The sequence below is a fragment of the Kitasatospora griseola genome, assembly GCF_014648555.1.
Classification (GTDB): domain Bacteria; phylum Actinomycetota; class Actinomycetes; order Streptomycetales; family Streptomycetaceae; genus Kitasatospora; species Kitasatospora griseola.
The window spans coordinates 376,246-402,231 of sequence record NZ_BMRI01000003.1 but is presented as its reverse complement, the minus strand read 5'-3'; the positions used below and the strand labels follow the sequence as shown (position 1 = coordinate 402,231).

30 protein-coding genes are annotated in these 25,986 nt (G+C 73.2%); 19 read left to right on the top strand and 11 right to left on the bottom strand.

Features of this window, described 5'->3' with window-relative positions:
• Positions 1-25 precede the first annotated feature (25 nt).
• The gene (locus IEZ12_RS05980; RefSeq protein ID WP_100588829.1) at positions 26-1,687 is read right to left on the bottom strand and encodes a fumarate hydratase; all 1,662 of its coding nucleotides are present in this window, start codon (positions 1,685-1,687) and stop codon (positions 26-28) included.
• 334 nt (positions 1,688-2,021) lie between these two features.
• Between IEZ12_RS05980 and IEZ12_RS05975 the strand changes: the two genes are divergently transcribed.
• Positions 2,022-2,768 carry a DUF1707 SHOCT-like domain-containing protein gene (locus tag IEZ12_RS05975; RefSeq protein WP_229847274.1) on the top strand — a complete coding sequence of 249 codons (747 nt, stop codon included), beginning with the start codon at positions 2,022-2,024 and terminating at the stop codon, positions 2,766-2,768.
• Positions 2,769-3,010: 242 nt separating this feature from the next.
• A complete protein-coding gene (locus tag IEZ12_RS05970; RefSeq protein WP_100588831.1) occupies positions 3,011-3,364 on the top strand; it encodes a WhiB family transcriptional regulator in 354 nt (117 codons plus the stop codon).
• A gap of 79 nt (positions 3,365-3,443) precedes the next feature.
• Here IEZ12_RS05970 and glpX read toward each other — a convergent pair whose 3' ends face one another.
• Positions 3,444-4,484 (bottom strand): class II fructose-bisphosphatase, encoded by a 1,041-nt coding sequence (gene glpX / locus IEZ12_RS05965; protein ID WP_043915862.1) that lies wholly within the window; start codon positions 4,482-4,484, stop codon positions 3,444-3,446.
• A 183-nt stretch (positions 4,485-4,667) separates the two neighbouring features.
• On the opposite strand from glpX, the gene IEZ12_RS05960 reads away from it, so the two are divergent.
• Complete coding sequence (locus tag IEZ12_RS05960) at positions 4,668-5,195, top strand: DUF4245 domain-containing protein (RefSeq protein ID WP_229847273.1); 528 nt, start codon at positions 4,668-4,670, stop codon at positions 5,193-5,195.
• 80 nt (positions 5,196-5,275) lie between these two features.
• Here the strand turns inward: IEZ12_RS05960 and IEZ12_RS05955 are convergent, their stop codons facing one another.
• A complete protein-coding gene (locus IEZ12_RS05955) occupies positions 5,276-5,869 on the bottom strand; it encodes a malonic semialdehyde reductase (protein ID WP_189271101.1) in 594 nt (197 codons plus the stop codon).
• A gap of 125 nt (positions 5,870-5,994) precedes the next feature.
• Positions 5,995-6,225: an exodeoxyribonuclease VII small subunit gene (locus tag IEZ12_RS05950; protein ID WP_100588908.1), complete on the bottom strand. Its 231-nt coding sequence runs from the start codon at positions 6,223-6,225 to the stop codon at positions 5,995-5,997.
• Positions 6,226-6,286: 61 nt separating this feature from the next.
• On the opposite strand from IEZ12_RS05950, the gene IEZ12_RS05945 reads away from it, so the two are divergent.
• Positions 6,287-6,766, top strand: a complete 480-nt coding sequence (locus IEZ12_RS05945) for a GNAT family N-acetyltransferase (RefSeq protein ID WP_043915866.1) — start codon at positions 6,287-6,289, stop codon at positions 6,764-6,766.
• Between the two features lie 9 nt (positions 6,767-6,775).
• Here the strand turns inward: IEZ12_RS05945 and xseA are convergent, their stop codons facing one another.
• Positions 6,776-7,990 carry an exodeoxyribonuclease VII large subunit gene (gene xseA / locus IEZ12_RS05940; RefSeq protein ID WP_189271100.1) on the bottom strand — a complete coding sequence of 405 codons (1,215 nt, stop codon included), beginning with the start codon at positions 7,988-7,990 and terminating at the stop codon, positions 6,776-6,778.
• An 80-nt stretch (positions 7,991-8,070) separates the two neighbouring features.
• The gene (locus tag IEZ12_RS05935; RefSeq protein ID WP_189271099.1) at positions 8,071-9,402 is read right to left on the bottom strand and encodes an APC family permease; all 1,332 of its coding nucleotides are present in this window, start codon (positions 9,400-9,402) and stop codon (positions 8,071-8,073) included.
• 74 nt (positions 9,403-9,476) lie between these two features.
• Here IEZ12_RS05935 and IEZ12_RS05930 point away from each other — a divergent pair, with 74 nt between their 5' ends.
• Together IEZ12_RS05930 and ppgK are read left to right on the top strand one after the other, a co-directional pair.
• Positions 9,477-10,451 carry a 4-hydroxy-3-methylbut-2-enyl diphosphate reductase gene (locus IEZ12_RS05930; protein WP_189271098.1) on the top strand — a complete coding sequence of 325 codons (975 nt, stop codon included), beginning with the start codon at positions 9,477-9,479 and terminating at the stop codon, positions 10,449-10,451.
• A 178-nt stretch (positions 10,452-10,629) separates the two neighbouring features.
• On the top strand, positions 10,630-11,421 hold the full coding sequence (gene ppgK / locus IEZ12_RS05925; RefSeq protein WP_189271097.1) for a polyphosphate--glucose phosphotransferase: 792 nt from the start codon (positions 10,630-10,632) through the stop codon (positions 11,419-11,421).
• On the opposite strand, the gene IEZ12_RS05920 is transcribed toward ppgK, so the two are convergent.
• Entirely contained in the window at positions 11,375-11,950 is a 576-nt protein-coding gene (locus tag IEZ12_RS05920; RefSeq protein WP_189271096.1) for a DUF6542 domain-containing protein, read from the bottom strand. The genes ppgK and IEZ12_RS05920 overlap by 47 nt on opposite strands.
• A 179-nt stretch (positions 11,951-12,129) precedes the next feature.
• On the opposite strand from IEZ12_RS05920, the gene ychF reads away from it, so the two are divergent.
• The 3 genes from ychF to IEZ12_RS05905 all read left to right on the top strand — a co-directional run bounded on the left by ychF (position 12,130) and on the right by IEZ12_RS05905 (position 13,904).
• Positions 12,130-13,203: a redox-regulated ATPase YchF gene (gene ychF / locus IEZ12_RS05915; RefSeq protein ID WP_189271095.1), complete on the top strand. Its 1,074-nt coding sequence runs from the start codon at positions 12,130-12,132 to the stop codon at positions 13,201-13,203.
• Positions 13,204-13,371: 168 nt separating this feature from the next.
• Complete coding sequence (locus IEZ12_RS05910) at positions 13,372-13,653, top strand: type II toxin-antitoxin system Phd/YefM family antitoxin (RefSeq protein WP_100588909.1); 282 nt, start codon at positions 13,372-13,374, stop codon at positions 13,651-13,653.
• A complete protein-coding gene (locus tag IEZ12_RS05905; protein ID WP_189271094.1) occupies positions 13,650-13,904 on the top strand; it encodes a Txe/YoeB family addiction module toxin in 255 nt (84 codons plus the stop codon). The genes IEZ12_RS05910 and IEZ12_RS05905 overlap by 4 nt, the downstream gene beginning before the upstream one ends.
• Before the next feature lie 166 nt (positions 13,905-14,070).
• Here the strand turns inward: IEZ12_RS05905 and IEZ12_RS05900 are convergent, their stop codons facing one another.
• Positions 14,071-14,652: a Uma2 family endonuclease gene (locus tag IEZ12_RS05900; protein ID WP_189271093.1), complete on the bottom strand. Its 582-nt coding sequence runs from the start codon at positions 14,650-14,652 to the stop codon at positions 14,071-14,073.
• 54 nt (positions 14,653-14,706) lie between these two features.
• On the opposite strand from IEZ12_RS05900, the gene IEZ12_RS05895 reads away from it, so the two are divergent.
• From IEZ12_RS05895 to IEZ12_RS05880, 4 genes are all read left to right on the top strand, one after another.
• Positions 14,707-15,288 (top strand): TetR/AcrR family transcriptional regulator, encoded by a 582-nt coding sequence (locus IEZ12_RS05895; RefSeq protein ID WP_189271092.1) that lies wholly within the window; start codon positions 14,707-14,709, stop codon positions 15,286-15,288.
• On the top strand, positions 15,285-16,628 hold the full coding sequence (locus IEZ12_RS05890; RefSeq protein ID WP_373295442.1) for an MFS transporter: 1,344 nt from the start codon (positions 15,285-15,287) through the stop codon (positions 16,626-16,628). The genes IEZ12_RS05895 and IEZ12_RS05890 overlap by 4 nt, the downstream gene beginning before the upstream one ends.
• 138 nt (positions 16,629-16,766) lie before the next feature.
• Positions 16,767-17,150, top strand: a complete 384-nt coding sequence (locus tag IEZ12_RS05885; protein WP_229847272.1) for a VOC family protein — start codon at positions 16,767-16,769, stop codon at positions 17,148-17,150.
• Positions 17,147-17,869: an alpha/beta hydrolase gene (locus tag IEZ12_RS05880; protein ID WP_229847271.1), complete on the top strand. Its 723-nt coding sequence runs from the start codon at positions 17,147-17,149 to the stop codon at positions 17,867-17,869. Before IEZ12_RS05885 ends, IEZ12_RS05880 begins: the two co-directional genes overlap by 4 nt.
• 13 nt (positions 17,870-17,882) lie before the next feature.
• Here IEZ12_RS05880 and IEZ12_RS05875 read toward each other — a convergent pair whose 3' ends face one another.
• The 3 genes from IEZ12_RS05875 to IEZ12_RS05865 all read right to left on the bottom strand — a co-directional run bounded on the left by IEZ12_RS05875 (position 17,883) and on the right by IEZ12_RS05865 (position 19,715).
• Positions 17,883-18,539: an HAD-IA family hydrolase gene (locus IEZ12_RS05875; protein ID WP_189271091.1), complete on the bottom strand. Its 657-nt coding sequence runs from the start codon at positions 18,537-18,539 to the stop codon at positions 17,883-17,885.
• 72 nt (positions 18,540-18,611) lie between these two features.
• Positions 18,612-19,058 (bottom strand): deaminase, encoded by a 447-nt coding sequence (locus tag IEZ12_RS05870; protein WP_043916783.1) that lies wholly within the window; start codon positions 19,056-19,058, stop codon positions 18,612-18,614.
• Positions 19,059-19,127: 69 nt separating this feature from the next.
• Positions 19,128-19,715: a pyridoxamine 5'-phosphate oxidase family protein gene (locus IEZ12_RS05865; protein ID WP_189271090.1), complete on the bottom strand. Its 588-nt coding sequence runs from the start codon at positions 19,713-19,715 to the stop codon at positions 19,128-19,130.
• Positions 19,716-19,814: 99 nt separating this feature from the next.
• Here IEZ12_RS05865 and IEZ12_RS05860 point away from each other — a divergent pair, with 99 nt between their 5' ends.
• The 6 genes from IEZ12_RS05860 to IEZ12_RS37755 form a co-directional block, all read left to right on the top strand.
• Positions 19,815-20,660 (top strand): methyltransferase domain-containing protein, encoded by an 846-nt coding sequence (locus tag IEZ12_RS05860; RefSeq protein ID WP_189271132.1) that lies wholly within the window; start codon positions 19,815-19,817, stop codon positions 20,658-20,660.
• Positions 20,661-20,742: 82 nt separating this feature from the next.
• On the top strand, positions 20,743-20,952 hold the full coding sequence (locus tag IEZ12_RS05855) for a hypothetical protein (protein ID WP_189271089.1): 210 nt from the start codon (positions 20,743-20,745) through the stop codon (positions 20,950-20,952).
• A gap of 85 nt (positions 20,953-21,037) precedes the next feature.
• Positions 21,038-21,508: a CYTH domain-containing protein gene (locus IEZ12_RS05850; RefSeq protein ID WP_229847269.1), complete on the top strand. Its 471-nt coding sequence runs from the start codon at positions 21,038-21,040 to the stop codon at positions 21,506-21,508.
• 53 nt (positions 21,509-21,561) lie between these two features.
• Entirely contained in the window at positions 21,562-21,957 is a 396-nt protein-coding gene (locus tag IEZ12_RS05845; RefSeq protein WP_189271088.1) for an NUDIX hydrolase, read from the top strand.
• 206 nt (positions 21,958-22,163) lie between these two features.
• Complete coding sequence (locus IEZ12_RS05840) at positions 22,164-24,965, top strand: SpoIIE family protein phosphatase (RefSeq protein WP_189271087.1); 2,802 nt, start codon at positions 22,164-22,166, stop codon at positions 24,963-24,965.
• 75 nt (positions 24,966-25,040) lie between these two features.
• A partial coding sequence (locus IEZ12_RS37755; RefSeq protein ID WP_373295441.1) for a PAS domain-containing protein occupies positions 25,041-25,986 on the top strand: 946 nt, incomplete at its 3' end.

Here is a 25,986-nt window from a genome sequence, read left to right as displayed (position 1 = left end):
CCGGGGCTCGTCCCGTTTCATCGGGTCACTGCGCCGAGCGCACCCGCAGGCTGGTGATCAGCGGGCCGTCCGTCACCTCGGCGAAGAAGTCGTTGCCCTTGTCGTCCACCACGATGAAGGCCGGGAAGTCCTCGACCTCGATGCGCCAGACGGCCTCCATGCCGAGCTCGGGGTACTCCAGGACCTCGACCTTCTTGATGCAGTCCTGGGCGAGTCGCGCCGCCGGGCCGCCGATCGAGCCGAGGTAGAAGCCGCCGTGCTCGTTGCAGGCCTTGGTGACCTGCTTGGAGCGGTTGCCCTTGGCGAGCATGACCATGGAGCCGCCGGCGGCCTGGAACTGGTCGACGTAGGAGTCCATCCGACCGGCCGTGGTGGGGCCGAAGGAGCCGGACGCGTAGCCCTCGGGGGTCTTGGCGGGGCCGGCGTAGTAGACCGGGTGGTCCTTCATGTACTGCGGCATGCCCTCGCCGCGGTCCAGCCGCTCCTTGATCTTGGCGTGCGCGATGTCGCGGGCGACCACCAGCGTGCCGGAGAGCGAGAGCCGGGTCTTCACGGGGTACTTGGAGAGCTGCTCGCGGATCGCGGCCATCGGCTGGTCGAGGTCGACGCGGACCACGTCGCCGTCCAGGTGGGCGTCGGTGGTCTCCGGCAGGTACTTGGCCGGCTCGGTCTCCAGCTGCTCCAGGAACACGCCCTCGGCGGTGATCTTGCCGAGCGCCTGGCGGTCGGCCGAGCAGGAGACGGCCATCGCGACGGGCAGCGAGGCGCCGTGCCGGGGCAGGCGGATGACGCGGACGTCGTGGCAGAAGTACTTGCCGCCGAACTGGGCGCCGATGCCGATCTTCTGGGTGAGCTCGAAGACCTTCTGCTCCAGCTCCAGGTCGCGGAAGCCGTGGCCGGTCTTCGCGTCGCCGCCGGTCGGCAGGTTGTCCAGGTAGTGCGCGGAGGCGTACTTCGCGGTCTTCAGGGCGAACTCGGCGCTGGTGCCGCCGACCACGATCGCCAGGTGGTACGGCGGGCAGGCCGCGGTGCCCAGCGAGCGGATCTTCTGCTCCAGGAAGCTGAGCATCGACGACTCGTTGAGGATCGCCTTGGTCTCCTGGTACAGGTACGACTTGTTCGCCGAGCCGCCGCCCTTGGCCATGAACAGGAACTTGTAGGCGTCCCCGTCGGTGGCGTACAGCTCGATCTGGGCCGGCAGGTTGTTGCCGGTGTTCTTCTCGTCCCACATGGTCACGGGGGCCATCTGGGAGTAGCGCAGGTTCAGCTTGGTGTACGCGTCGTACACGCCGCGGGCGATCGCCGACTCGTCCTGACCGGAGGTCAGCACGTTCTGGCCGCGCTTGCCCATCACGATCGCGGTGCCGGTGTCCTGGCACATCGGGAGGATGCCGCCGGCCGAGATGTTGACGTTCTTCAGCAGGTCCAGCGCCACGAAGCGGTCGTTGGGGCTGGCCTCCGGGTCGTCCAGGATGCGGCGCAGCTGGGCCAGGTGGGCCGGGCGCAGGTAGTGCGAGATGTCGTGCATCGCCTCGGCGGTGAGCAGCCGCAGGGCCTCCGGCTCGACCTGCAGGAAGGTGCGCCCGCCGGCCTCGAAGGTGGAGACGCCCTCGGAGGTGAGCTTGCGGTACGGGGTGGTGTCCGCACCGAGCGGGAGCAGGTCGCGGTAGGCGAACTCTGAAGCCATGGGGGAGATCCTTCAGTTCTTTCGGCGTCGTCGACGAGGCACCCTCCAGGTTAGGCGCAAGGCGCGCGCCCCCGGCGCTCAGGTCGGCCTGCGTGACGCGGGTCACGCGGAGCTCCCCGCGCGGGCCCCGTGCGCCCCGCGCCGAACGCACCGCCAACTCCGCATCGAACTGCCCCACCCGCCCCACGCGGAACACGTCACGCACCCCACGCGGAACACGTCACGCACCCCACGCGGAACACGTCACGCACGCCACGAACCCCGCGTCGAACGCGCCACGCGCATTGCGTCGAACCGACGTTCGGGTGGTGAGCGGGCTCGCTAGGCTTGTGACGTGGACAACTCTCCCGCTCAGCAGCCGCAGGACCAGCCGCCCGCCCCGATGAAGAAGAACGAGCCGACGCCGGCTCCCGCCCCTGCCCCCGGCACCGATCTGGCCGGCGAGCTCCGGGCCGCCGACGCCGACCGCGAGCGCGTCGCCGACCTGCTGCGCGACGCCTACGCGGAGGGCCGGCTCACCGTCGACGAGCACGCCGAACGGATCGAGGCCGCCTACAACGCCCGCACGTTCGGCGAACTGGAGCCGCTCACCCGCGACCTGCCCAGCCACCCGGGCCCGATCCGGCACAACCTGACCAAGCCGCCGCTGGACGCCCCGGCCCCCGCCCCGCAGCAGCAGCCCTCGCTGCCGCCGGCCCGGGCCGAATCGCCCACGATGCTCGCGGTGTTCGGCGGCGCCGCCCGCAAGGGCCGCTGGCGGGTGGGTTCGCACCTGAAGGCCGTCGCGGTGTTCGGCGGTGTCGAGATCGACCTGACCGACGCGGTGTTCGAGTCGCCGGAGGTGGTCATCGAGGTGATCGCGGTGTTCGGCGGCGTCGAGATCCGGGTTCCGGAGAACGTCACGCTGCAGGGCAGCGGCGCCGGCATCTTCGGCGGTTTCGACGTCCGCGAGCAGACCTCGCCGGACCCGTACGCGCCGGTGGTGCGGATCAAGGGCGCGGCGGTGTTCGGCGGTTGCGAGGCCAAGCCGAAGCGCGGAAAGAAGCTCAAGGAGTGGGTCCGCCGCCAGCTGGAGGGCTGACCTGCGGAGATCTCACGGATCGTCAACTCGCTTGACGGCACTCGTCGTTGTTGCGAGTGCAGTGGGTAGTCGATTGCGTGCGGTGTGCATGAATCCGGGGGTGGCGGGGTAGTTCCAATCGCACATCGTTCCTGTACGGCTGTGACCCCGCGGGTCGGCGACGGTGCCACGGCGAGGGAGCACGGGGCAGTCGGGCAGGAGGCGACCCAACCCCGAGCCTTTGAGCCTGGTCAGGAGTCACCGTGCTGCATCCGATCGAGTCCACCGCCGCCGCCCGCCGCCCCGCGGTCCCGGATCCGGACGACAACCCCTGGCACACTTCCGCCGCGTGCCGCAGCGACGAGGCCGGGCTGTTCTTCGCTCCGTCCAAGGAGCCGACGGCCGCCCGGCTGGCCCGCGAGGAGCAGGCCAAGCGGGTCTGTGCCCGCTGCCCGGTGCTGCTGGAATGCCGCGAGCACGCCCTCGCCCAGCCCGAGCCGTACGGCGTCTGGGGCGGGCTGACGGCCGCCGAGCGCCGTGTGGTGCTCGCCCGTCGGCGCCGCCGCGAGGCCGAACTGCTGGACGCGCGGCGGCTGACGGCGCGGATAGCCGGCTGAGCCGGGCCGCGCGGCAGGGGCGGCCGGGGAAGATCTCCCCGGCGGCCCCGAACGTGCCCGCGGGCCCGGCCGCCCGGGCTCAGTTGGCGCGGTCGAAGTCGATCGCGCTGTAGGCCCGCAGCTTGGCCAGCTTGTGGGTGGAGTCGATCTGCCGGATCGTGCCGCTCTTGGAGCGCATCACCAGCGACGAGGTGGTGGCGGTCTCCGAGCGGTAGTGGACGCCGCGCAGCAGCTCGCCGTCGGTGATGCCGGTGGCGACGAAGAACACGTTCTCGCCGCTGACCAGGTCGTCGGTGTGCAGCACCCGGTCCAGGTCGTGGCCGGCGTCCAGCGCCTTGCGCTTCTCGGCCTCGTCCTTGGGCCACAGCCGGCCCTGGATGGTGCCGCCCATGCACTTCATCGCGCAGGCCGCGATGATGCCCTCGGGGGTGCCGCCGATGCCCATCAGCAGGTCGACGCCGGTGCCCTCGCGGGCCGCCATGATCGCGCCGGCCACGTCGCCGTCGGAGATGAACTTGATCCGGGCGCCGGCCTCGCGGATCTCCTTGACCAGGTCGTTGTGGCGGGGCCGGTCCAGGACGACGACGGTGACGTCCTCGACGGCGGAGCCCTTGGCCTTGGCGACCCGGCGGATGTTGACGGCCGCGGGGGCGGTGATGTCGACGAAGTCGGCGGCCTCGGGGCCGCAGACCAGCTTGTCCATGTAGAAGACCGCGCTGGGGTCGAACATGGTGCCGCGGTCGGCGACGGCGAGGACGGCGACGGCGTTGTTCATGCCCTTGGCGGTCAGCGTGGTGCCGTCCACCGGGTCGACCGCCACGTCGCACTCGGCGCCGGTGCCGTCGCCGACCCGCTCGCCGTTGTACAGCATCGGGGCTTCGTCCTTCTCGCCCTCGCCGATGACGACCACGCCGTTCATGGAGACGGTGGACACCAGGGTGCGCATCGCCTTCACGGCCGCGCCGTCGGCGCCGTTCTTGTCGCCCCGGCCGACCCAGCGGCCGGCGGCCATCGCGGCGGCCTCGGTGACCCGGACCAGTTCGAGGGCCAGGTTGCGATCGGGGGCTTCCGGCGCGACCTCCAGGGCGCTGGGAAGGTGGTGCGGGTACTGCGTGGTCATCGTCGTTACCTCTCTGTACGCGACGGCCAGTCAGCGTCGGGTCGCGGAGGGTCACCGGCGCTGCTTCGAGGGTTGCTGCGATCGTATCGGCAGGTGGGACGGGAGTCTGCGGCGCACTCCGCGCGCACCGCGACGGGGCGGCCCGTGCGCCGCCGTTCCGTAAGCGCCGCCTACCATGGGCGGGTGGCAGGCAACAGCAGCAAGAAGGGCCGTCAGACGGTACGGGACATGGTCCTGTCGATGGCGGCGGTCGGCATCGTGGTCACGGTGGCGTACTTCAGCATCCCGAGCGCGGACGGCAAGAACGGCGTGCACCCGGTGCAGTACCAGGTCGAGCTGGCGTCGGCGAAGCGCGCCGCGCCGTACCCGCTGGTCGGCCCGCAGCCGCTGCCGGAGGGCTGGCAGGCCACCTCGGTGAGCTACGGCGCCAGTGACAAGGCTCACGCCGTCTGGCACCTGGGCTTCAGCACCGCCTCCGGCCAGTACGCGGCGATCGAGCAGAGCGACGGCAAGCCCGACGACGTGGTGGCCAAGAACGTCCCCGGCGGCAAGCCGGACGGCACCGCCACGGTGGACGGCCAGGAGTGGCAGCGGGTGCAGGGCGACCGCTACCGGGCGCTGACCCGTCCCGCCGGCAGCACCGGCACCACGGTGCTCACCGGCACCGCCTCCTACGAGGAGCTCGCGCAGCTCGCCCAGTCGCTGAAGTAGCGGTCGTCACACGTCGCCGCACGCGGAAGGCCCCCGCCGGGGAACGGCGGGGGCCTTCGCTGTCACGGGGCCGAGCAGGCTCAGACGGTGGTGACGACCTCGTCGTAGGCCAGGCGCGGGCTGCGCGGGAACCAGGCGTCCTCGCCCGGCTTGCCGATGTTGACCACGGCCAGCACCGAGTGGTCGCCGTCGGCGAAGAACTCCTTGTTGATGCCCGCGGCGTCGTAGCCGGTCATCGGGCCGGCGGCCAGGCCGGCGGCGCGCACGCCGATGATGAAGTACGCGGCCTGCAGGGCGCCGTTCAGGGTGGCGGAGGACTCGCGGACCGAGCGCTCGCTGAAGAACATGTCCTTGGCCTGCGGGAAGTGCGGCAGCTGGGTCGGGAGCTCCTCGTGGAACTCGTTGTCCGCGGCCAGGATCGCGACCAGCGGCGCGCCGGAGGTCTTGGCCTGGTTGCCCTCGGCCATGTGCTGCACCAGGCGGGCGCGGGCGTCGTCGGAGCGGACCAGGACGATGCGCAGCGGCTGCTGGTTGAAGGCGGTCGGGCCGAACTTCACCAGCTCGTAGATCGCCTGGATCTGCTCGTCGCTGACCGGCTCGTCCGAGAAGGTGTTGGCGGTGCGGGCCTCGCGGAACAGCAGGTCCTGGGCGGCGGCGTCGAGGGCCAGGGTCATGACGGTGTCCTACCTCAAAGCTGGGGGCGGTCAGGCACGGCGGGTGCCGTACACCCCGATTCAACTTCGGTGAAAGTTAAACCATTCCCCGGACTGCCTGTGATCCGAGCCACACTCCGGCGCGGCTACTCGCCCGCGGACTCCTCGGCCGCCAGCGCCGCGTCCAGCCGGGCCCGTGCGCCGTCCAGCCAGCGCTGGCACACCTTCGCCAGCTGCTCGCCGCGCTCCCACAGCGCCAGCGACTCCTCCAGCGTCGTCCCGCCCGTCTCCAGCCGCCGGACCACCTCCAGCAGCTCGTCCCGCGCCTGCTCGTACCCGAGCGCCTGCTCGGCGCCCGCACCCTGCTGATCAGCCATGGCGCCCAGCGTAGGGGCAGGCCCGGACAAACCCCTTGCACCCCCGCCTACGCTGCCGAACATGAGCACCCCACGCCCGGCCCGCCCGGAGGACGCCGCCGAACTCGTCCGCCTGCGCACGCTGATGTTCGAGTCCATGCAGGGCGAAGCGCGCCCCGGCCACTGGCAGCACACCGCCCAGGACCTGGTGGCCCGTCAGCTCGCCGAACCCGACCGGCGCCTGCAGGCCTACGTGATCGACGACCCGGACCGCCCCGGTCGACTCGCCAGCTGCGCCGTCGGCACCCTCGAACAGCGGCTGCCCGCCCCCGGCCACCCCGACGGCCTGTTCGGCTTCGTCTTCAACATCTGCACCGACCCCGGCCACCGCGGCCGCGGCCACGCCCGGGCCTGCACCGAAGCGCTGATCGCCTGGTTCGACGAACGCCGCGCCACCCGCGTCGACCTGCACGCCACCGAGGGCGGCGAGGCGCTCTACCGCAGCCTCGGCTTCCACGAGCACTCCACCGCGCTCTCCCGCCAACGGCTGCTCACCGACTGAACCGCGCCCTCAGCCCTCCTCGGCCGCCCGCACCCCGAACGAGCCGCCCGCCACCCGGACCCGCAGCGCCTCGCCGCCCGCGACCTGCGCCGGATCCGTCACCACCGCGCCGTCCTCGCGCTGCAGCACCGCGTACCCGCGCTCCAGCGTGGCCAGCGGCGACAGCGCCACCACCCGGGCCAGCGCATGGCCCAGATCGGTCTGCGCGTGGTCCAGCCGGTGCCCCAGCACCCGGCGGGCCCGCTCCACCAGCGCCGTCACCTCCGCGCCGCGCGCCGCCACCGCCTCGGTCGGCGCCGCGAGCGCCGGCCGGCTGCGCACCGACGCCAGGCCCGCCGCCTCCCGGTCCACCCGGTGCACCACGTACCGCCGCGCCCGGTCCCGCAGCTGACGCACCTTCGCCAGCTCCTCGCCGACGTCCGGCACCACCCGCTTCGCCGCGTCCGTCGGGGTGGACGCCCGCAGGTCCGCGACGAAATCCAGCAGCGGCTGGTCCGGCTCGTGGCCGATCGCACTCACCACCGGCGTCCGGGCCGCCGCCACCGTCCGCACCAACTCCTCGTCGGAGAACGGCAGCAGATCCTCCACACTGCCGCCGCCGCGGGCCACCACGATCACCTCGACCTCCGGCCGGGCATCCAGCTCGCGCACCGCGGCGCACACCTGCGACACCGCCTGCGGCCCCTGCACCAGCACGTTCCGCACCTCGAACCGCACCGCCGGCCACCGCCGCCGGGCGTTCTCCAGCACGTCCCGCTCGGCCGCCGAACCGCGACCGGTCACCAGGCCCACACAGCCCGGCAGGAACGGCAGCGGCTTCTTCCGGGCCTCCTCGAACAGGCCCTCGGCGAACAGCTTGCGCTTCAACTGCTCCAATCGGGCCAGCAGTTCACCCAACCCGACGAGCCGGATCTCCGACGCCCGCAACGAGAGCGTGCCGCGCGCCGCGTACCACTCCGGCTTCGCCAGCACGATCACCCGCGAGCCCTCCTGCACGGCATCCGCGACCTGCTCGAACACCGAACGGAAACACGTCACCGTCAACGAGACGTCCCGATCCGGGTCCCGCAGCGTCAGGAACACCATCCCCGCCCCCGGCCGCCGCGACAGCTGCGCGATCTGCCCCTCCACCCACACCTCGCCCAGCCGATCGACCCACCCGCCGATCAGCGCCGAGACCTTTGCCACGGGCAGGGGCGCTTCGGGACTGCTCGCATTAGCCATCCCCCGAGGCTAGCTCTTGCGGGGGACACGCAGGCGGGCGCACGGACGGCGGCGCGTGGAGGCACCCCCGCGCGCCGCCGTCAGCGCTTCTGCGTCAGCAGGATCAGCAAGCCCAGCGCCAGCCAGATCCCGCCCACGATCAGCGCCGTGTGCGAGGCCTCCACCAGGACCGCGACGATCACTGCGACGCCGAGCATCGGGACGACGGCGTGGCGCAGCCAGTCGCGGGAGTGGTGGCGCACGACGTACCAGCCGACCACCGAGGCGTGCAGCAGGACGAACGCGGTGAGGGCGCCGACGTTGACCACCGAGGTGAGCTGGTCGAGTCCGTCGTCGCGGCGGGCGGCCCAGACGGCCGCGACCAGGGTGATGACGGCGGCCGTGAGCAGGGCGCGGCGGGGGACGGCGGTGCGTTCGTCGACGGCGCCGAGCAGCCGGGGCAGGCGGCCCTCCCGCCCCATGGCGAAGACCAGGCGTCCGGCCGCGGCCTGGCCGGCGAGTGCGGCGAATGCCGCGCCGATGGCCTTGGAGGCGGCGATCAGCACGTGCAGCCAGTGCCCGACGGAGGCTTCGACGGTGTCGTAGAACGCCGATCCCTGCGCGGCGGGGTCCGCGGCCAGTTGATCGGGCGTCATGGGTTCCAGGACGGCGGCCAGGTAGGTCTGGGCGACGAACAGCAGGCCGGCCGCCGCCAGGCACCAGAGCACCGCGCGGGCGACGGCGGCCGAGGCGCCGACCGCCTCCTCCACGAAGGAGGCGATCGCGTCGAAGCCGAGGAAGGAGAGCACCGCGACCGACACCGCCGACAGCACCGCCGTCAACGAGAACCCGCCGACTCCCCCGAACGGGGAGCCCCAGTCGCGGGCGGCCCCGTGCAGCGCCAGTTCCACCGACGCGGCGACCACGAACACCGTCAGCACCACGATCTCCATGGCGAGCACGGCGAAGCCGACCACGGCGGCCGTCCGCACCCCGGTCAGGTTGAGCGCGGTGGTGATCAGGACCGCCAGCACCGTCCACACCCAGCGGGAGACGTCCGGCACCAGGGAGTTGAGCGCGATGCCGGAGAACAGGTAGGCGACGGCGGGGATCAGCAGGTAGTCCAGCATCGCCATCCACCCGGCGACGAACCCCGGCCCCTCGCCGAGCCCGGCCCGCGCGTACGCGAACACCGACCCGGTCCTGGGCACCGCCCGCACCATCTCGGCGTACGACAGCGCGGTGAACCCCATCGCCACGGTGGCCACCAGGTAGACCGCGGCGACCGCGCCGTGGCTCTTCGCGTCCAGCACGCCGAACACGCCGACCGGCGCCATCGGGGCGATGAACAGCAGTCCGTACACCATCAGATCGCGCACGCCGAGCGTGCGCCGCAGTTCCGTCGTCCCTGGCTGTGTGCTCACCCTCGCCATTCCACCGGTCCGGGCCCGCGCCGACCGGGCGACGCGCGTCCACGCGGGCGGGACTCGCCCGTACGATGGAGCACATGTCCACCAGTGCTCAGCGCCGTGTCCTGCTCGCCGCCCCCCGTGGCTACTGCGCGGGTGTCGACCGCGCCGTGATCGCCGTGGAGAAGGCCCTGGAGCAGTACGGGGCGCCGATCTACGTCCGCAAGCAGATCGTCCACAACAAGTACGTCGTGCAGACCCTGGAGAAGCAGGGCGCGATCTTCGTCGACGAGACGGAGGAGGTGCCCGAGGGCGCGATCGTGGTGTTCTCCGCGCACGGCGTCGCCCCGTCGGTGCACGACGAGGCCGAAGCCGGCAAGCTCGCCACCATCGACGCGACCTGCCCGCTGGTCACCAAGGTGCACAAGGAGGCCCGCCGGTTCGCCGACGAGGACTACGACATCCTGCTGATCGGCCACGAGGGCCACGAGGAGGTCGTCGGCACCATGGGCGAGGCCCCGGACCGGATCCACCTGGTGGACGGTGCCGAGGACGTCGCCAACGTGAAGATCCGCGACGAGTCCAAGCTGGTCTGGCTCTCCCAGACCACCCTCTCCGTGGACGAGACCATGGAGACCGTCGGTGCCCTCAAGGAGCGCTTCCCGCTGCTGGTCTCGCCGCCCAGCGACGACATCTGCTACGCCACCCAGAACCGTCAGGTCGCCGTCAAGCAGCTCGCCCCCGAGGCGGACCTGCTGATCGTGGTCGGCTCGAAGAACTCCTCCAACTCGGTCCGCCTGGTCGAGGTCGGCCTGGAGTACGGCGCCAAGGCCGCCCACCTGGTCGACTTCGCCGACGAGATCGACCTCGGCTGGCTGGAGGGCGTGCAGACGGTCGGCCTGACCAGCGGCGCGTCCGTGCCGGAGATCCTGGTCGAGGGCGTGCTGCAGCTGCTCGCCGCGCACGGCTTCGAGGACGTGCAGATCGTCAAGACCGCCGAGGAGCACCTGACCTTCTCGCTCCCCAAGGAGCTCCGCCGCGACCTGCGCGCCGAGGCCGCCGGCAAGCTCTGACCGGCCGTCCGACCCACGTCAGCCCGCCGACGCCCGGATCCCTCTCCCGAGGGGTCCGGGCGTCGGCCGTGCGGGCGGCGGCCGTCCGGGAACGGCTGCGCCCGCCCCCGCGCCCCCGTACGTTGGTGCGAAGGCCGGCGGGCAGCGGACGTCCCCGGCGGTACGGAAGGCGACGGCAGTGACGACGGTCTTCGGCGTGGACATCGGCGGCTCGGGCATCAAGGGCGCACCGGTCGACCTGGACAGGGGCGTGCTCGCGCAGGAGCGGCACAAGGTGCTCACCCCGCACCCGTCCGGCCCCGACGCGGTGATCGACGCGGTCTGCGAGGTCGTCCGGCACTTCGACCACCGCGGGCCGGTCGGCCTGACCTTCCCCGGCGTGGTCGTCGACGGGCACACCCGGACCGCCGCCAACGTCGACAAGGGCTGGATCGGCCTGGACGCCGCCGCCCGGTTCGGCGAGGCGCTCGGCCTGCCCGCCACCGTGGTCAACGACGCCGACGCGGCCGGACTCGCCGAAGTCACCCACGGCGCGGGCCGCGGCCGCCCCGGGGTGGTCCTGCTGCTCACCTTCGGCACCGGCATCGGCAGCGCGCTGTTCTCCGACGGCGTGCTCGTCCCCAACACCGAACTCGGCCACCTCGAAATGCGCGGCAAGGACGCCGAACGGCGCGCCTCCTCCGCCGCCAAGGAACGCCACGACCTCAGCTGGCCCAAGTGGGCCGAGCGGGTCGACGAGTACCTCGACCTGGTCGAGATGCTCTTCTCCCCGCAGCTGGTGATCGTCGGCGGCGGCGTCAGCCGCAAGCACGAGAAGTTCCTGCCGCTGCTCAAGGACCGCCGCACCGAGATCGTCCCCGCCCAGCTCCGCAACGACGCGGGCATCGTCGGCGCGGCGATGGCCGCGAGCCGGGCGGTCCCGGCTACCGGCTCCGGTGGCGGCGGCGCTGGGCGACGTAACGCGCGGTGACGATCGCGGTGGCCAGGCCGGTCCCGGCGAACAGCCAGCCCGCGCGCAGCGCCAGCCCGCCGGCCAGCGCCACCACCTGGCCGGTGATGCCGCTCGTGGTGCCCGGCTGCAGCAGCACCAGCGCCGCCGCGAACGCGATCGGGCCGCAGATCGGCGCGGCCGGCAGGTCCGGGTACCGCACCCGCACGGCCAGCTGGAAGCACACCACCAGATAGCCGAGCCCGAACAGCACCCCGAGCCCCCCGAACATCAGCCGGTCCAGCCCGGCGAACGCCAGCGTCCCGGCCGCCGCGACCACGCCGGCGCCCACCGCGGTCAGCCGGGCCGGCGGGCCGCCGGACCGCTGCCGACGGGCCGTCAGCAGCCGGTGCAGCAGCCGCTGGACAAGGGGTCCGGACCGGCCGTCGGAGGCCGTCCGCAACCGGGACTCGGGGGGCCGGCTCTGCCCCGGAACGGCGGCCTCGTCGGCGCCGCGCCCCGGCGCTCGTCGTCTCGGCCCTGGCGGCTGGGTACGGATGCTCTGCTCCACCCGACCAACGTACGGTCCGATCATCGACACCGTGTGTAATGGCTCCCGACCAATTGATCCGTGTCCGGCCGGTGCACGCCCCACCGCGCGGCCTCGGCCCCCCGCACGCCCCGTAGACTGGGGGATCGGCCCGCACCGGGCCAACTCGACGCCCTCCAAGCCACGGGACACCACTCTTCATGTCGCTCACGATCGGAATCGTCGGCCTGCCGAACGTCGGCAAGTCGACCCTGTTCAACGCCCTGACCAAGAACGACGTGCTGGCGGCCAACTACCCGTTCGCCACCATCGAGCCCAACGTGGGCGTCGTCGGTGTCCCGGACCCGCGGCTGGACAAGCTCGCCGAGATCTTCGGCTCGCAGCGCATCCTGCCCGCCACCGTCGACTTCGTCGACATCGCCGGCATTGTCCGCGGCGCCAGCGAGGGCGAGGGCCTGGGCAACAAGTTCCTCGCCAACATCCGCGAGGCCAACGCGATCTGCCAGGTCGTCCGCGCGTTCACCGACCCCGACGTGGTCCACGTCGACGGCAAGGTCTCGCCCAAGGACGACATCGACACCATCCACACCGAGCTGATCCTCGCCGACCTGCAGACCATCGAGAAGGCGCTGCCCCGGCTCCAGAAGGAAGCCCGGCTCAAGAAGGACACCGGCCCCGTCCTCGCCGCCGCCGAGGCCGCCCAGGCCGTCCTGGAGACCGGCAAGACCCTCTTCGAGGCCGGTTTCGACACCACCCTCGTCCGCGACCTCCACCTGATGACCGCGAAGCCGTTCCTCTACGTCTTCAACGTCGACGAGGACGCCCTCTCCGACGAGGACTTCAAGAACACTCAGCGCGCCCTGGTCGCCCCCGCCGAGGCCATCTTCCTCAACGCCAAGATCGAGTCCGAGCTCATCGAACTCGAGGACGACGAGGCCCTCGAACTCCTCCAGTCCATGGGCCAGGACGAGCCCGGCCTCGCCACCCTCGCCCGCGTCGGCTTCGCCACCCTCGGCCTCCAGACCTATCTCACCGCAGGTCCCAAGGAAGCCCGCGCCTGGACGATCAAGCAGGGCGCCACCGCCCCCGAGGCCGCCGGCGTCATCCACACCGACTTCCAGAAGGGCTTCATCAAGGCCGAGGTCACCTCCTTCGAGGACCTCGTCGCCACCGGCTCCATCGCCGAGGCCCGCGCCAAGGGCAAGGCCCGCATCGAAGGCAAGGAATACGTCATGCAGGACGGCGACGTGGTGGAGTTCCGCTTCAACGTGTGATTGCTTGAGATGGATTGATCTGTCAAATGCGCAGGTCGTACGGGGCCGGCCTCCCTTGAGGCGGGCCCCGACTTCTTTTTCGTGCTGACTTGGCGCTGACTTCTTCGGCCCGCCGTGCTCGCATGAGTGGTACGTTATGTGGTACCAGTCATGGAGGGAGTTCAGTCGATGTCGATCACTGCCAGCGAGGCGCGCAAGGCTCTCTTCCCGTTGATCAAGAAGGTCAATGACGATCATGAGGCCATTGAGATCGTCTCCAAGCATGGAAATGCCGTACTCGTCTCGGCCGAGGACTATGCCGCTCTGCGTGAAGGCTCCTACCTGCTGCGCTCGCCGGTGAACGCCCGCCGCTTGCTCAAGGCGTACGAGAACGCCCTTGGCGGCACAGGGCTTTCCGAGCGGGAGCTCATCGACCCTGACGCGGCGGATGGCGAGAAGGGTGCCGCGTGAGGCTCGTCTTCGAGGAGGCCGGCTGGGAGGACTACACCTCCTGGCTCAAGAATGACCGCAAGATGCTCGCCCGGATCAACAAGCTCATCGAGGACGTCCTGCGCGACCCGTTCACCGGGATCGGCAAGCCCGAGCCGCTGAAGTACCACTTGCCCGGCGCCTGGTCGCGGCGGATCGATGACGAGCACCGCCTCGTCTACTTGGTGACGGACCGGGAAATCATCGTTCTGGCCGCCCGCTACCACTACTGATGACTGGCTGAGGGTTCGAGTCACCGTGCTGATTCTGTGCTGACTCAGGTCGCCGGGATCGGCGCCTTTGCAGGTCACAGCCTTGTCGTGAGTATTCCGCTTCAACGTCTGACGCCGCACGGCAGAACAAGGGACCGGCCGGTGGCCGGTCCCTTTGTCGTGCCGGTCAGGGGCGTGCTCGGGGGGTGAGCCGGTCGAGGTCGATGTCGAGGGTGAAGGGCACCGGGCGGTGGAGGGCGCCACGGAAGATGCCGGTCGGGACGTAGCTGCGGGTGGGGGTGTCGAGTTCGTAGACGTGGGCGGCGGTGGTGCCGTCCTCGTCCTCGATCCGCCAGTAGTGGGGGATGCCCGCCTCGGCGTACTTGTGGAGCTTGACGGTGCGGTCGCGATGGGCGGATTCGGGCGAGACGACCTCGACGACGAGGAGGACGTCCCGGGGATCGTGCCAGGTCCGGTCCGGGTCGTAGGGGGCGGTGGTCGCCAGGAGGTCGGGTTCGGGGCGGTTGCGCGAGTCCAGTCGGACGGTCATCTCGCGCTCGACTTCGATGCCCTCCGGAGCCTGGGCGGCGAGGGCGTTGGTGAGTGCGGTGACGACGCGGCTGTGCCACGCCCGCTGCGGCGACAGCATGAAGACGAGTGCTCCGTCGATCAGTTCGGTGTGTCGAGGCGCCTCGGGGAGGCGGTCGAGATCCTCCGCGAACCAGCCCTCCGCGCGCGGCGGGCGCATCCAGTCGGGCAGTGAGGTCATGCCGCTCAGGGTAGTGGGTAGACGGTGTCTACTATCGGCTGGTAGACAGTGTCTATGGATGACGAGCGGACGTCCCTGCGTGAGCGCCTGGTGGATGCCGGGGTGGAGTTGGTGCTGGCGGAGGGGTCGGGGGCGGTGGGGTTGCGGGAGATCGCGCGGCGGGCGGGGGTGTCGCACGGGGCTCCGCGGCGGTATTTCGCGACGCACCGGGAGTTGTTGTCGGCGGTGGCGCGGCGGGGGTTCGAGGAGTTGGGGCGGCGGTTCGCGGGGGTGCGGGCGGAGGGCGCCAGGGGGCGGCTGGAGGGGGTGGCGCGGGAGTACCTGGCGTTCGCCGCCGAGCGACGCGGGATGTTCGAGCTGATGTTCCGTCACGACCTGCTGAGCAGCGACGGGCAGCAGGCGGACGGGCCGCGGCTGCGGGAGGCGACGGGGCCGCTGTTCGGGGGGATGGTCCGGCTGGTGGGGGAGTGCATCGGGGACGGGGAGCGGGCGCCGGTCGTGGCGGCGGCGCTGTGGGCGAACCTGCACGGGCTGGCGCAGTTGCAGGGGTGGGGGAGCGTCGAGCTGATGCTGGGGGAGCGGCGGGAGGACGCGCTGCTGGCGGCGGTCCTGACCGTGCACCTGGGCGAGCGGTGAGCCGGCTCGCGCTGCCGGTGAGCGCCGCCGCCGCGATGCTGGTGGCGCTGGACGGCACGGTGCTGCTGATCGCCCAGCCCGGCATGCGGCGCGAACTCGGGGCCGGCGCAGCCGCGTTGCAGTGGACCAGCACCGGCTACCTGGTCGCGGTCGCCGCTCTGCTGGTGGTGTCCGGCCGGCTCGGCGACCGGTACGGGCACCGCGGGACTCTTCTGGCGGGGGTGCTGGGGTTCGGCGCGGCCTCGGCCGGGATCGCGGTCGCCCCCACGGTCGGCTGGGTGATCGGACTGCGGGTCGCCCAGGGCGCGTTCGGCGCGCTGCTGCAACCGGGGACGCTCGCGCTGCTGCGGCTGTGCTGTCCGCCGGAGCGCCTCGGCCGGGCGATCGCGGTGCGGACCGGAGCGATCGCGGTCGCGGCCGGCGCGGGCCCGCTGATCGGCGGCGTGCTGGTGGCGCAGTTCGGCTGGCGGGCGGTGTTCTGGATCAACGTGCCGGTCGCCGTCCTGATCGCCGCCATGACGCTCGCACTGCGGCCGCCCGAGGTCGAACGGGGCCGCCACCGGCTCGACCTGGCGGGTGCGGCGCTGCTCGCCGCCGCGCTCGCCGTCCTGGTGCACGCGCTCGCGGAGGTCCCCGACCGGGGCTGGGGCGACACCGCGACCCTGGTCGAACTCGCCGCCGCCGCAGCCCTGTCGGCGGTTCTGGTCGGCCACGAGCGACGCACCCCCGAGCCGGTGGTGCCGCGTCCGGTGGCCAGGTCGCGTCCGGTGATCGGCTCGCTGGTGCTGCTCCTGATGTCCTCCGCCGGACTGTTCGGCACCCTGTTCAGCACCACGTTCCGCCTCCAGGACGCCCTGCGCCTCGGCCCGTTGGACACCGCGCTGCGGATGCTGCCGCTGACCGCGCTGATGGTGCTGGGAGCCCCGGCCGCCGCACAGGCGCTGCGCCGGTATGGCCCCCGCACCACCGCGCTCGCCGGAACGCTCCTGCTGGTGACGGGAGTTGCCGCCCTGGCCGGTCCGGGCGCCGGCGGAGCGGCGCCGCTCGCGACGGCGGTGGCCGCCGCCCTGCTGGGCGCGGGGTTCGCGGCGGTGATGGTGACGGCCACCGGCAGCGTGGTCGGCGACGCCCCACCGGGCTGCGCGGGCGCGGTCGGCGGCCTGAAGCAGACCGCGATGAACATCGGCCCCACCCTGGGCATCGCCGCCGCCTCCGGCGCCGGCCCGCACGGCGCCCTCCCGGTCCTGGCCGCACTCGCCGCCGCGGGCCTGCTCCCGGCCGCCACGCTGCCCGCCGCACGGCACGCTTCGCGCAAGGAGGTCGTCGCCCCGGGCGGGTGATGCGCCGGGCCGGCGACGGGGGAGCGATGAGGCAAGAGACCCGCCCTGCCTCATCGCTCCCGCCACGCCGAGGACCCGCCGCCCGGCCGCCTGCCGTGTCTGGACGCCGCCGTCAGCAGCCCGTGGCACGCTGGCCCGGTGACGGAACAGCAGACAACGGCGCGTCAGCCCATCGGCGCACTGAGTTCGACGGTGCTGGACTGCCCCGATCCGGAGCGGCTGGCGGCGTTCTACCAGCGGCTGACGGGCTGGGCGGTGACGTACCGCAGTGCGGCGTACGTGTTCATCGGGGACGGGCCGGTGCGGATCGGGTTCCAGCGGGTCGGCGGGTTCCGTCCGCCCGACTGGCCGGCGGACGGGGCGCGGGCGCATCTGGATTTCACGGTGCCTGCGTTGGGGCCCGCGGTGGCGGAGCTGCTGGCGGCGGGTGCGACGAAGCCCGAGCAGCAGGCGGGCGGCGATCACTGGGTGACGCTGCTCGATCCGGACGGGCACCCGTTCTGTCTGGCGGTCCCCGAGTGACGGCGGCGGGTGCGGTCACGCTGGAGGCGGACGGCGAGCGCCTGGCGTGCACGGTGGTCGAGCCGGCGGGGCGGGCCCGTCCGGGTGCGGCGTTGCTGATGCACGGTGCGGGCAGTAGCGGGAAGCACCGATGTCTGCCGCTGGCACAGGAGTTGGCGGCGGCCGGCTGCCGTTCGGTGGTGTTCGACTTCGCGGGGCACGGCACGAGCACCGGCGAGCTCGGGCAGCTCTCGTTGGCGCGTCGCTCGCGGCAGGCCCGTGCGGTGCTGGAGCGGTACGCCCCGGACGGGCCGCTGCTGCTGGTCGGGTTCTCGATGAGCGGCCAGACCGTCGCCGACCTGCTGGGTGAGCCGGACATCGGCGGGCGGGTGCGGGCGGTGGCGCTCGGCGCGCCGGCCGCGTACGCCCGGGAGGTGCGGGAACTGCCGTTCGCGGAGCCGGAGTTCACCGCCACCCTGCGCACCCCGGGCAGCTGGCGCAGCAGTACCGCGTTCGAGGCGTTGGCCGCGTTCGACGGCCGGGCGGTGCTGGTGCTGCCGGAGTTGGACGAGGTGATCCCGGCCGAGGTGACGGACGCGCTGGACGCGGCCCTGCGCACCCGGGCCGCGTACACCCGCCTCGTGCTGCCGGGCGCGGACCACCAGCTCGGCGGCTGGCTGAGCACCCACCCGGAGCACCGCGCCCTGGTGGCCGCCGCGCTCCTGGGAGCCGGCGGCTGAACAGGCCTGTCGGTCAGGGCAGTCGGACGGTCAGCCGACCGGTCGGATCGGCGGTGACGGTGACGCCGGTGAGGTCGTTCACGAAGAAGTCGGGGCGGTGGGCGGCGGCGCGCGGGCCGATGCCGAGGACCGGCATGCCGGCGGCGCGGGCGGCGGAGATGCCGGCCTCGGAGTCCTCCAGGACCAGGCATTCGGCGGGGGCGACGCCGAGTTCGGCGGCAGCCTTCAGGAAGCCCTCGGGGTCGGGCTTGCTGGCGCCGACCTGCTCGGCGGTGATCATCAGCGGCGGCAGCGGGACGCCGGCGGCGGCCATCCGGACCCGGGCGAGGGCCTCGTCGGCGGAGGTGACCAGGGCGTGCGGCAGTCCGGCCAGCGCCTCCACCAGCCGTCGGGCGCCGGGGACTTCGACCACGCCGTCGGTGTCGGCGGTCTCCTCGGCCAGCATCTGCCGGTTCTCGGCGAGGTTCTGCTCCATCGGGCGGTCGGGCAGCAGCAGCGCCATGGTCAGGTGGCCCTGCCGGCCGTGGACGGTCTTCATGGCCTCGTCGGCGTCGAGCCCGTTGCGTTCGGCCCAGCGGCGCCAGCAGCGTTCGACCACGGCATCGGAGTTGACCAGGGTGCCGTCCATGTCGAGCAGGACGGCCCGGACCGGCGGGGTGAGGGCGGGCATCGGGGCTCCTCGGGGCCTCGGGCGAGTGTTTGTTCCACAATCGTACAAAACCTGCGCCGGGAGCCGTCGAGCTCACCCCAGCAGGTGCGCGTTGACCGCCCGGGCCTCCGCGGCCAGCTCCGGCAGCTCCACCACCTCGACGCCCGCCGCGGTGAGCAGCGCGCTGCCCCGGCAGTCCTCGACGAACAGCGCGGGCTCCCGCCAGGCCACCACCACCCGCGGCACCCCGGCGGCGACGATCAGCTCGGCGCAGGGGTGCGGACGGGAGGCGCGCTGCCCGCAGGGCTCCAAGGTGCTGTAGACGGTGGCGGTGCGCAGTCGCGGATCGCCGGGCGCGAGCCGGCCGAGCGCGGCCTCCTCGGCGTGGTTCACCGCGTCGACCTCCCGGCTGAAGCCCTCGGCCAGCACCTCGCCGTCGGCGCCGACGATCACCGCGCCCACCGAGAACGCCGTCCGGGACGGCGGGCAGCGCCGGGACAGTTCGATCGCGCGACGCAGCCACTCCTGGTCGGTGGTCATCTGGGGCTCCTTCGGGGCGTACCGCAGCAGGACGACGCCCCCCACGGTACGGTCCCGGCGGAGCCCGGTTCAGACGGCGGTGCGCGGTGACAGCGGGAGCGGCAGCGAGGGCAGGCCGTCGATGCTGACGGCGACGTGGTCCTTCCCCTCGCAGTAGGCGCTGAAGTTCTCCTCGCCCTTGCGGTCGAAGTACTGCCGGTGGATCTCCCGGTCCGAGCGGTAGTCCATGAACGGGACGGCGTACCCGCAGGAGTCGCTGACCCGATCCGCCCGGACCAGGACGATCGCGCGCAGCCCGGCGCCGTCCGCGGACGGGTCGAAGCGGCCGAGCAGTTCGGCGAAGCGGGGGTCGTCGCGGAACACCGGCTCGCCCCGGCCGTGCACCCGCAGCACGGTCGGCGGGCCGTCGAAGGCGCACCACATCAGGGTGATCCGGCCGTTCTCCCGCAGGTGGGCGATGGTCTCGGCGTGCGAACCGCCGAAGTCCAGGTAGGCGACGGTGAGTTCGTCGAGGACGGCGAGGGTGCCGGAGCGGCCCTTGGGGGAGAGGTTGACGTGCCCGTCGCCCGACAGCGGGGCGGTGGCCACGAAGAACACGGGCTGCCTGTCGATGAACGCGCGCAGCCGGTCGTCGATGCGTTCGTAGGTCTTTCCCATGCCGCCGATTCTGCGCCCGGGTCGGCCCGGCGGGCGAGGGGGTTTCGCCGACGTCCCACAAGGTGAGACGGGATTGTCCGACCAGTGGAACGGTTTTCTATGCTGGGCCGGTCGCCTTCGAGGGAGAGGGGAACCACTGTGGCCGGTTACACCCACGGGCACCACGCCGCCGTCCTGCGCTCGCACCGCACTCGCACCGCCGCCAACTCCGCGGCCTACCTGCTGCCCGAACTGCGCCCCGGCCAGCGGCTGTTGGACGTCGGCTGCGGGCCCGGCACGATCACCGCCGACCTGGCCGACCGGCTCGGCCCGACCGGCCGGGCGATCGGCGTCGACCCGTCCGCCGAGGTGCTCGCCCAGGCCGCCGCGCTCGCCGCCGAACGCGGCCTGGAGCAGCGGCTGACCTTCGAGGCCGCCGACGTGTACCGACTCCCGTACGCCGACGCCTCGTTCGACGTGGTGCACGCCCACCAGGTGCTCCAGCACCTCGCCGACCCGGTCGCCGCGCTGCGCGAGATGCGCCGGGTCGCCGCCCCCGGCGGGGTGATCGCGGTCCGCGACGCCGACTACGCCGCGATGGCCTGGTACCCCGAACTGCCGGAACTCGACGAGTGGTCGGCGCTCTACCGGGCGACCGCCCGGGTCTTTGGCGGCGAGCCCGACGCCGGCCGCCGCCTGCTCTCCTGGGCGCACGCCGCCGGCCTGACCGACGCTCGGCCGTCCTCCAGCACCTGGACGTACGCCACCGGGGCCGAACGCGCCTGGTGGTCGGAGAGCTGGGCCGAGCGGACAGTGCACTCCAACACTGCCGCCACTGCCCTCGCCGAGGGCCTCGCCACCCCCGCCGACCTGGCCCGGATCGCCGCCGGCTGGCTCCGCTGGGCCGGCCGTCCGGACGCCTGGTTCGTCGTCCTGCACAGTGAACTCCTGTTGAGCGTAAGCTAGTTGGCTCGCTGCGGTCCGACCCGTCGGCCACGGCAGGGTCCGGCCCGCCCCCCATCGGGCCGGACCGCTACCGTGTGGCGCCATGGAGGAACACCCGGACCGCACGCCCGCCGCCCACCGCGTGATGCGCCAGGACGACAACGGCAACCGCTTCCTGCTCGCCCGCGGCCTCACCCGCCCCGCCGCCGAGGCCCTGGCCGCCGAGTTCGAGGCCCGCGGCCACAAGCAGCTCTACTGGGTCGAACGCGAAGAGCCCGAGGAGCCCGCGCAGCCCGGGGCGGGCCGCGCGTAGTCGGTCCGGGCCCGGGCGCCCGCGGCCGCGTAGCGTGGCGGGAGCAGCAGGCCGGGGCGGCCGTGCCGAGCGAGGAGGACATCCGTTGGCTCTGGAGATCGAGCGCAAGTTCCTGGTCCCGGACGGCGAAACCGTCCCCGACGGGCGGGAGTTCGAAGTCCGGCAGGGGTACCTGGTGACCGGCCCGGACGGGGCCGAGGCCCGGGTGCGGGACCAGGGCGGGGCGTGCTCACTGACCGTCAAGCGCGGCACCGGCCTGGTCCGCGGCGAGTGGGAGACCCCGCTCACCGCCGAGCAGTTCGAGGCGCTGTGGCCCGCCACCGAGCAGGCCCGGGTCGCCAAGACCCGCCGGGTGGTGGAGCTCGGCCGGTACGAGGCCGTGGTCGACACCTTCCACGGCCGGCTGGCCGGGCTGCGCACCGTCGAGGTCGAGTTCGCCGACGAGCGGGACGCCGCCGCGTTCACCCCGCCGCCCTGGTTCGGGCCGGAGGTCACCGACCGCCCCGACCTGAAGAACCAGCGCCTCGCCACCGCCGCCGGGCCGCCCCGCCCCTGACATAGGGTCGGGAGCCGACGAACGGTACGAGCGGCAAGGGCGGCAGGGCGGCGATGGCAGAGCTGATCGACACGGTGGCGTGGGTCCTCCTGGAGGGCGGCCGGATCCTCTGCGCGCGCCCCCGCGGCAAGGACGTGTTCTACATCCCCGGCGGCAAGCGCGAGGACGGCGAGACCGACCTGCAGACGCTGACCCGCGAGGTCGCCGAGGAGCTCACCGTCGCCATCCGCCCCGACACCGTCGTCCACGTCGGCACCTACCACGCCGACGCCCACCCGTCCGGCCCCACCGTCCGGATGGCCTGCTACCGCGCCGACTACACGGGCACCCTCGCCGCCAGCAGCGAGATCGAGGACGTGGAGTGGTTCGGCTACGCCGACCGCGACCGCGTACCGCCGGTCGACCAGCTGCTCTTCGACGACCTGCACCGCGACGGCCACCTGCGCTGAGGCCGGAACGCCCCCGGAAATGCCCGTTCTGTACGCCAATCGGACAGACGACCCGTATGTCGGGATAGCTGGGCGTTTCCCGGGGTATGGCAGTGTCCGGCAGCATTCGTCACGATCAGTAGCCGGGTTCGGCGCGGCGTGGCGGCGGCCCGCGCCCCCGACGGCCCGCCGGCGGCGCGTTCCAGCGACGGCCGGAGGCCCCGTAGGTGGCGAAGCCGGGTGACGGCGGGGGAGAGCGCGAGGCGTCCGGCCTGCCTCCGCGCGGGCCGGGGCGGCCGAGCGGTTCCGCGCTGCCCATAGGCGCCGGCCGGTCCGGCAGCGCGGCCGCCCGCGCCCGCCTGCGCCGCCGCCCCGGCCACGAGCCGCCGACGCCGCCCACCGCGGGGCCGTCCGCCGGGCCGGAGCCGCCCGCCCGGGGCGCCCCGGAGGCCCCGGGCAGCCGGAGCACCCGCGGCCGCCCCGTCCGGGCGTTCCCCGGCGGGCCCGGCCTGCACCCGGCCGCCCGCTCCGACACCGCGCCGACCAGCCTGCACCCCAGCCGCCGCACCGAGGGCGGCAGCGTGCTGGACGTGGTGCGGGTGGCGATCGTCATCCTGGACACCGCGGGCCGGGTGGTGCTGTGGAGCCCGGCCGCCGAGGAGATGCTCGGCTGGCCCAGCGAGGTGCTGGTCGGCCGGGCGCTGGAGGACCTGCTGGCCGCCCCGGAGGACCAGCAGCGGGCCCGGGCCGCCCTGCAGGAGACGCTGCGCCGCGGCTCCTGGCACGGCTTCACCGGCATCAGCGACCGGTACGGCGTGCCGGTCGAGGTGGAGGTCCGGCTGTCGCTGCTGGTGGACGGCGACGGCGCCCCGTACGTGCAGGCCGCGCTCACCGAGGCCGCCGCGCTGCGCGCCGTCGAGCGCGACCTCGCGGTCCGCGACGCGCTGTTCGAGCAGTCCCCGCTGGGCATCGCGGTGCTGGACACCGAACTGCGCTACACCGCCGTCAACCGCACGCTGGCCGAGATGAACGGCCTGCCCGCCGAGGCGCACATCGGCCGCACCACCGGCGAGACGCTGCCGGAGCGCTCCGCCGACGAGATCACCGCCCTGCAGCGCCAGGTGCTGGCCACCGGCGAACCCGTCATCGACGTCACGCTGGCCTCGCCGGGCGGCCGGGCCGGCTTCCGGTCGATCTCGTTCAGCCGGATGACCGACCGGGCCGGCCGGGTGCTCGGCATCTCCGGAACCGCGATGGACGTCACCGAGCGCTACCGGGCGGTGGCCAAGGTGGAGGGTGCCCGGCGCCGGCTCTCGCTGCTCAACGAGTTCGGCTCCCGGGTCGGCGACCTGCTGGACGCCTCGATGATCGCCCAGGAGCTGGCCGGCGCGGTGGTCCCGCGGCTGGCCGACTACGCCGCGGTGATCCTGCTGCAGGCCGTCGCGCACGGTGACGACCTGCCCCGGCACGGCCACGACCGGCGCACCTCGCTGCTGCAGCTGGGCGTCGCCTCCGTGCAGGACGGCCCGACGGTGGAGACCATGCTCCGGCACGGCGCCCGGATCACCTTCGAGGACGAGTCCGCGTTCGGCCGGGTGCTGCGCAGCGGTGTCCCCGAACTGCTCACCGGCGCCGAGCTGGACGCGCTGTCCTTCCCCGGCGACCCCAAGGTCGAGGCCGCCCGCGACCTCGGCATCCACTCCCGGCTGGTGGTGCCGCTGCGGGCCCGCGGCATCGTGATCGGCCTGCTGGTGGTCAGCCGGGCCGGCTACCGGGAGGGCTTCGACCGCGACGACCTGGCCTTCACCGTCGAACTCGCCGACCGGGCCGGCAGCTCGCTGGACAACGCCCGCCTGTACGCCCGCGAGCGGACGGCCGCGCTCACCCTGCAGCGCACCCTGCTGCCCCAGCAGGTGCCGCAGCCGGCCGGCGTCGAGGTGGCCTACCGGTACGTGCCGGGCTCCAGCGGCACCGAGGTCGGCGGCGACTGGTTCGACGTCATCCCGCTGCCCGGCGACCGCACCGCGCTGGTGGTCGGCGACGTGATGGGCCACGGCCTGCGGGCCGCCGCCACGATGGGCCGGCTGCGCACCGCGGTGCGGGTGCTGGCCGCCCTCGACCTGGCGCCCGAGGTGGTCCTGCGGCACGTCCACGAGCTGGCCGACGACCTCGCCCAGGGCCCCGACGAGGCCCTGCTCGCCACCTGCGTCTACGCGGTGTTCGACCCCGCGCGGCGCAGGCTGACCGTCACCAAGGCCGGCCACATCCCGCCGGTCCTGGTGGTGCCCGGCGCCGACGCCGAGCCGGCCTGCTCCGGCGGCCCGCTGCCCGGCGGCGCCGGCCAGGTGCTCGACCTGCCCTCCGGCGCGCCGCTCGGCGTCGGCGGGGTGCCGTTCGAGTCCATCGAGATGGAGATCCCGGACGGCAGCCTGCTCGCCCTGTGCACGGACGGGCTGGTGGAGTCCCGGGACAAGGATCTGGACGTGGGACTGGGGAGGTTGATCAGCGTGCTCGAACAGCCGTACGCCTCGATCCAGCAGGCGTGCGAGGCCGTCCTCGACACCATGGAGCAGGGCCGCGAGCCCGACGACGTGGCCCTGCTGCTGGCCCGGCTCGGCCGGGAACGGGAGGACGCCCCCACCGCCGGCTGGACGCTGCCCGCCGAGCCGACCGCGGTCTCCCGGGCCCGCCGGCTGGTCCGCCACACCCTCGCCGACTGGGGCGTCGAGTCCCTCACCGACACCGCGGAGCTGCTGGTCAGCGAACTGGTCACGAACGCCGTCCGGTACGCCAGCGCCCCGATCGGGGTCCGCCTGACGCTCGGCGACCTGCTGCTGGTGGAGATCTCCGACCCGCTGCCGGACCCGCCCAAGGAGCGGCACGCGAGCGCCGGCGACGAGGGCGGGCGCGGTCTCGAACTGGTCCGCCGGCTCGCCCTGCGGTGGGGAACCCGGGCCGAGGGGCTGGGCAAGGTCGTCTGGTTCGAGCTGGCAGACTCGGACGTTCAACCACCCGAGTCGATGTTGTGACGTTGAAGGGCGTGTGCGCCCACGCCCGAATGATGAATACTCGGACATCGAAATACTCGGTCGTCTCGACACCGGATGGGCGCGCGGGTTGGAGGGGTCGGTCCGTTGAACAGCTTCCCGGCACGGAACACGACGCACGGCAGCAGCGGCCGAGCCGCGCTGCCGGAGCAGCCGGGTGCCCCGACGGTGCATGCCACCCTCCCGGACGGCTGGGAACAGGGCTCCTCGGGCACCATCTACGACTACATCCGGGTCGCCACCTTCGCGATCGGCCCCGACGGCCGGATCGCGCAGTGGAGCGACCGGGCCGCCAAGTTCTTCGGCGTGCCCGCCGCGGACGCGGTCGGCGCGGACCCGATCACCGCGTTCGTCCCGCGCGAACTGTGGCAGCGCGGCCGGGCCCGGCTGGAGCGCATCCTGTCCGGCGAGGAGTGGGTCGGCACCGCCCCCTACCGGGACCAGTCCGGCGCGGAGAGCCTCGCCGAGGTCTACGCGATGCCCGACAGCGCCGACGGCTCGGCCACCTGCCTGGCCGTCGACCTCGGCCGGCTGCGCGCCATCGAGACCGACCTGGCGGCCTCCGAGGCCGTCATCCGGCAGACCCCCACCGGGTTCTTCCTGTTCGACACCGACCTGAAGCTGCAGCGCGTCAACGGCGCCTTCGCGGCCGGCCTCGGCCGCAGCCCCGGCGCCCTGCAGGGCCTCGCCCCCGGCGACGTGTTCCGGCCCTCCGACGCGGACCGGCTGCTGCTCGCCCTGCGCAAGGTCCTCACCGGCCAGGAGCCGGTCCTCGACCTGCGGATGTCCGCCCCCGCCCGCCCCGGCCGCCCGGCCGGCCGCGACGACGAGCGCACCTGGGCGGTCTCGCTGTACCGGCTCACCGCCGCCGGAGGGCGCCCGATCGGCGTCGCCGGGCAGGTCCAGGACGTCACCAGCCGGAGCATCGCCGAACGCGAGGCCGCCGGAGTGCGCCGCAGCCTCGCCCTGCTCAACGAGGCCTCCACCCACATCGGCTCCACCC

Excerpts from the sequence above, each read along its gene's own strand:
- IEZ12_RS05980 (WP_100588829.1), bottom strand. The coding sequence starts at position 1,687 with ATGGCTTCAGAGTTCGCCTACCGCGACCTGCTCCCGCTCGGTGCGGAC.
- glpX (WP_043915862.1), bottom strand. The coding sequence starts at position 4,484 with ATGACCACGCAGTACCCGCACCACCTTCCCAGCGCCCTGGAGGTCGCG.
- IEZ12_RS05955 (WP_189271101.1), bottom strand. The coding sequence starts at position 5,869 with ATGACCCTGGCCCTCGACGCCGCCGCCCAGGACCTGCTGTTCCGCGAG.
- IEZ12_RS05950 (WP_100588908.1), bottom strand. The coding sequence starts at position 6,225 with ATGGCTGATCAGCAGGGTGCGGGCGCCGAGCAGGCGCTCGGGTACGAG.
- IEZ12_RS05945 (WP_043915866.1), top strand. The coding sequence starts at position 6,287 with ATGAGCACCCCACGCCCGGCCCGCCCGGAGGACGCCGCCGAACTCGTC.
- xseA (WP_189271100.1), bottom strand. The coding sequence starts at position 7,990 with ATGGCTAATGCGAGCAGTCCCGAAGCGCCCCTGCCCGTGGCAAAGGTC.
- IEZ12_RS05935 (WP_189271099.1), bottom strand. The coding sequence starts at position 9,402 with ATGGCGAGGGTGAGCACACAGCCAGGGACGACGGAACTGCGGCGCACG.
- IEZ12_RS05930 (WP_189271098.1), top strand. The coding sequence starts at position 9,477 with ATGTCCACCAGTGCTCAGCGCCGTGTCCTGCTCGCCGCCCCCCGTGGC.
- ychF (WP_189271095.1), top strand. The coding sequence starts at position 12,130 with ATGTCGCTCACGATCGGAATCGTCGGCCTGCCGAACGTCGGCAAGTCG.
- IEZ12_RS05910 (WP_100588909.1), top strand. The coding sequence starts at position 13,372 with ATGTCGATCACTGCCAGCGAGGCGCGCAAGGCTCTCTTCCCGTTGATC.
- IEZ12_RS05900 (WP_189271093.1), bottom strand. The coding sequence starts at position 14,652 with ATGACCTCACTGCCCGACTGGATGCGCCCGCCGCGCGCGGAGGGCTGG.
- IEZ12_RS05895 (WP_189271092.1), top strand. The coding sequence starts at position 14,707 with ATGGATGACGAGCGGACGTCCCTGCGTGAGCGCCTGGTGGATGCCGGG.
- IEZ12_RS05875 (WP_189271091.1), bottom strand. The coding sequence starts at position 18,539 with ATGCCCGCCCTCACCCCGCCGGTCCGGGCCGTCCTGCTCGACATGGAC.
- IEZ12_RS05870 (WP_043916783.1), bottom strand. The coding sequence starts at position 19,058 with ATGACCACCGACCAGGAGTGGCTGCGTCGCGCGATCGAACTGTCCCGG.
- IEZ12_RS05865 (WP_189271090.1), bottom strand. The coding sequence starts at position 19,715 with ATGGGAAAGACCTACGAACGCATCGACGACCGGCTGCGCGCGTTCATC.
- IEZ12_RS05860 (WP_189271132.1), top strand. The coding sequence starts at position 19,815 with ATGCTGGGCCGGTCGCCTTCGAGGGAGAGGGGAACCACTGTGGCCGGT.
- IEZ12_RS05855 (WP_189271089.1), top strand. The coding sequence starts at position 20,743 with ATGGAGGAACACCCGGACCGCACGCCCGCCGCCCACCGCGTGATGCGC.
- IEZ12_RS05845 (WP_189271088.1), top strand. The coding sequence starts at position 21,562 with ATGGCAGAGCTGATCGACACGGTGGCGTGGGTCCTCCTGGAGGGCGGC.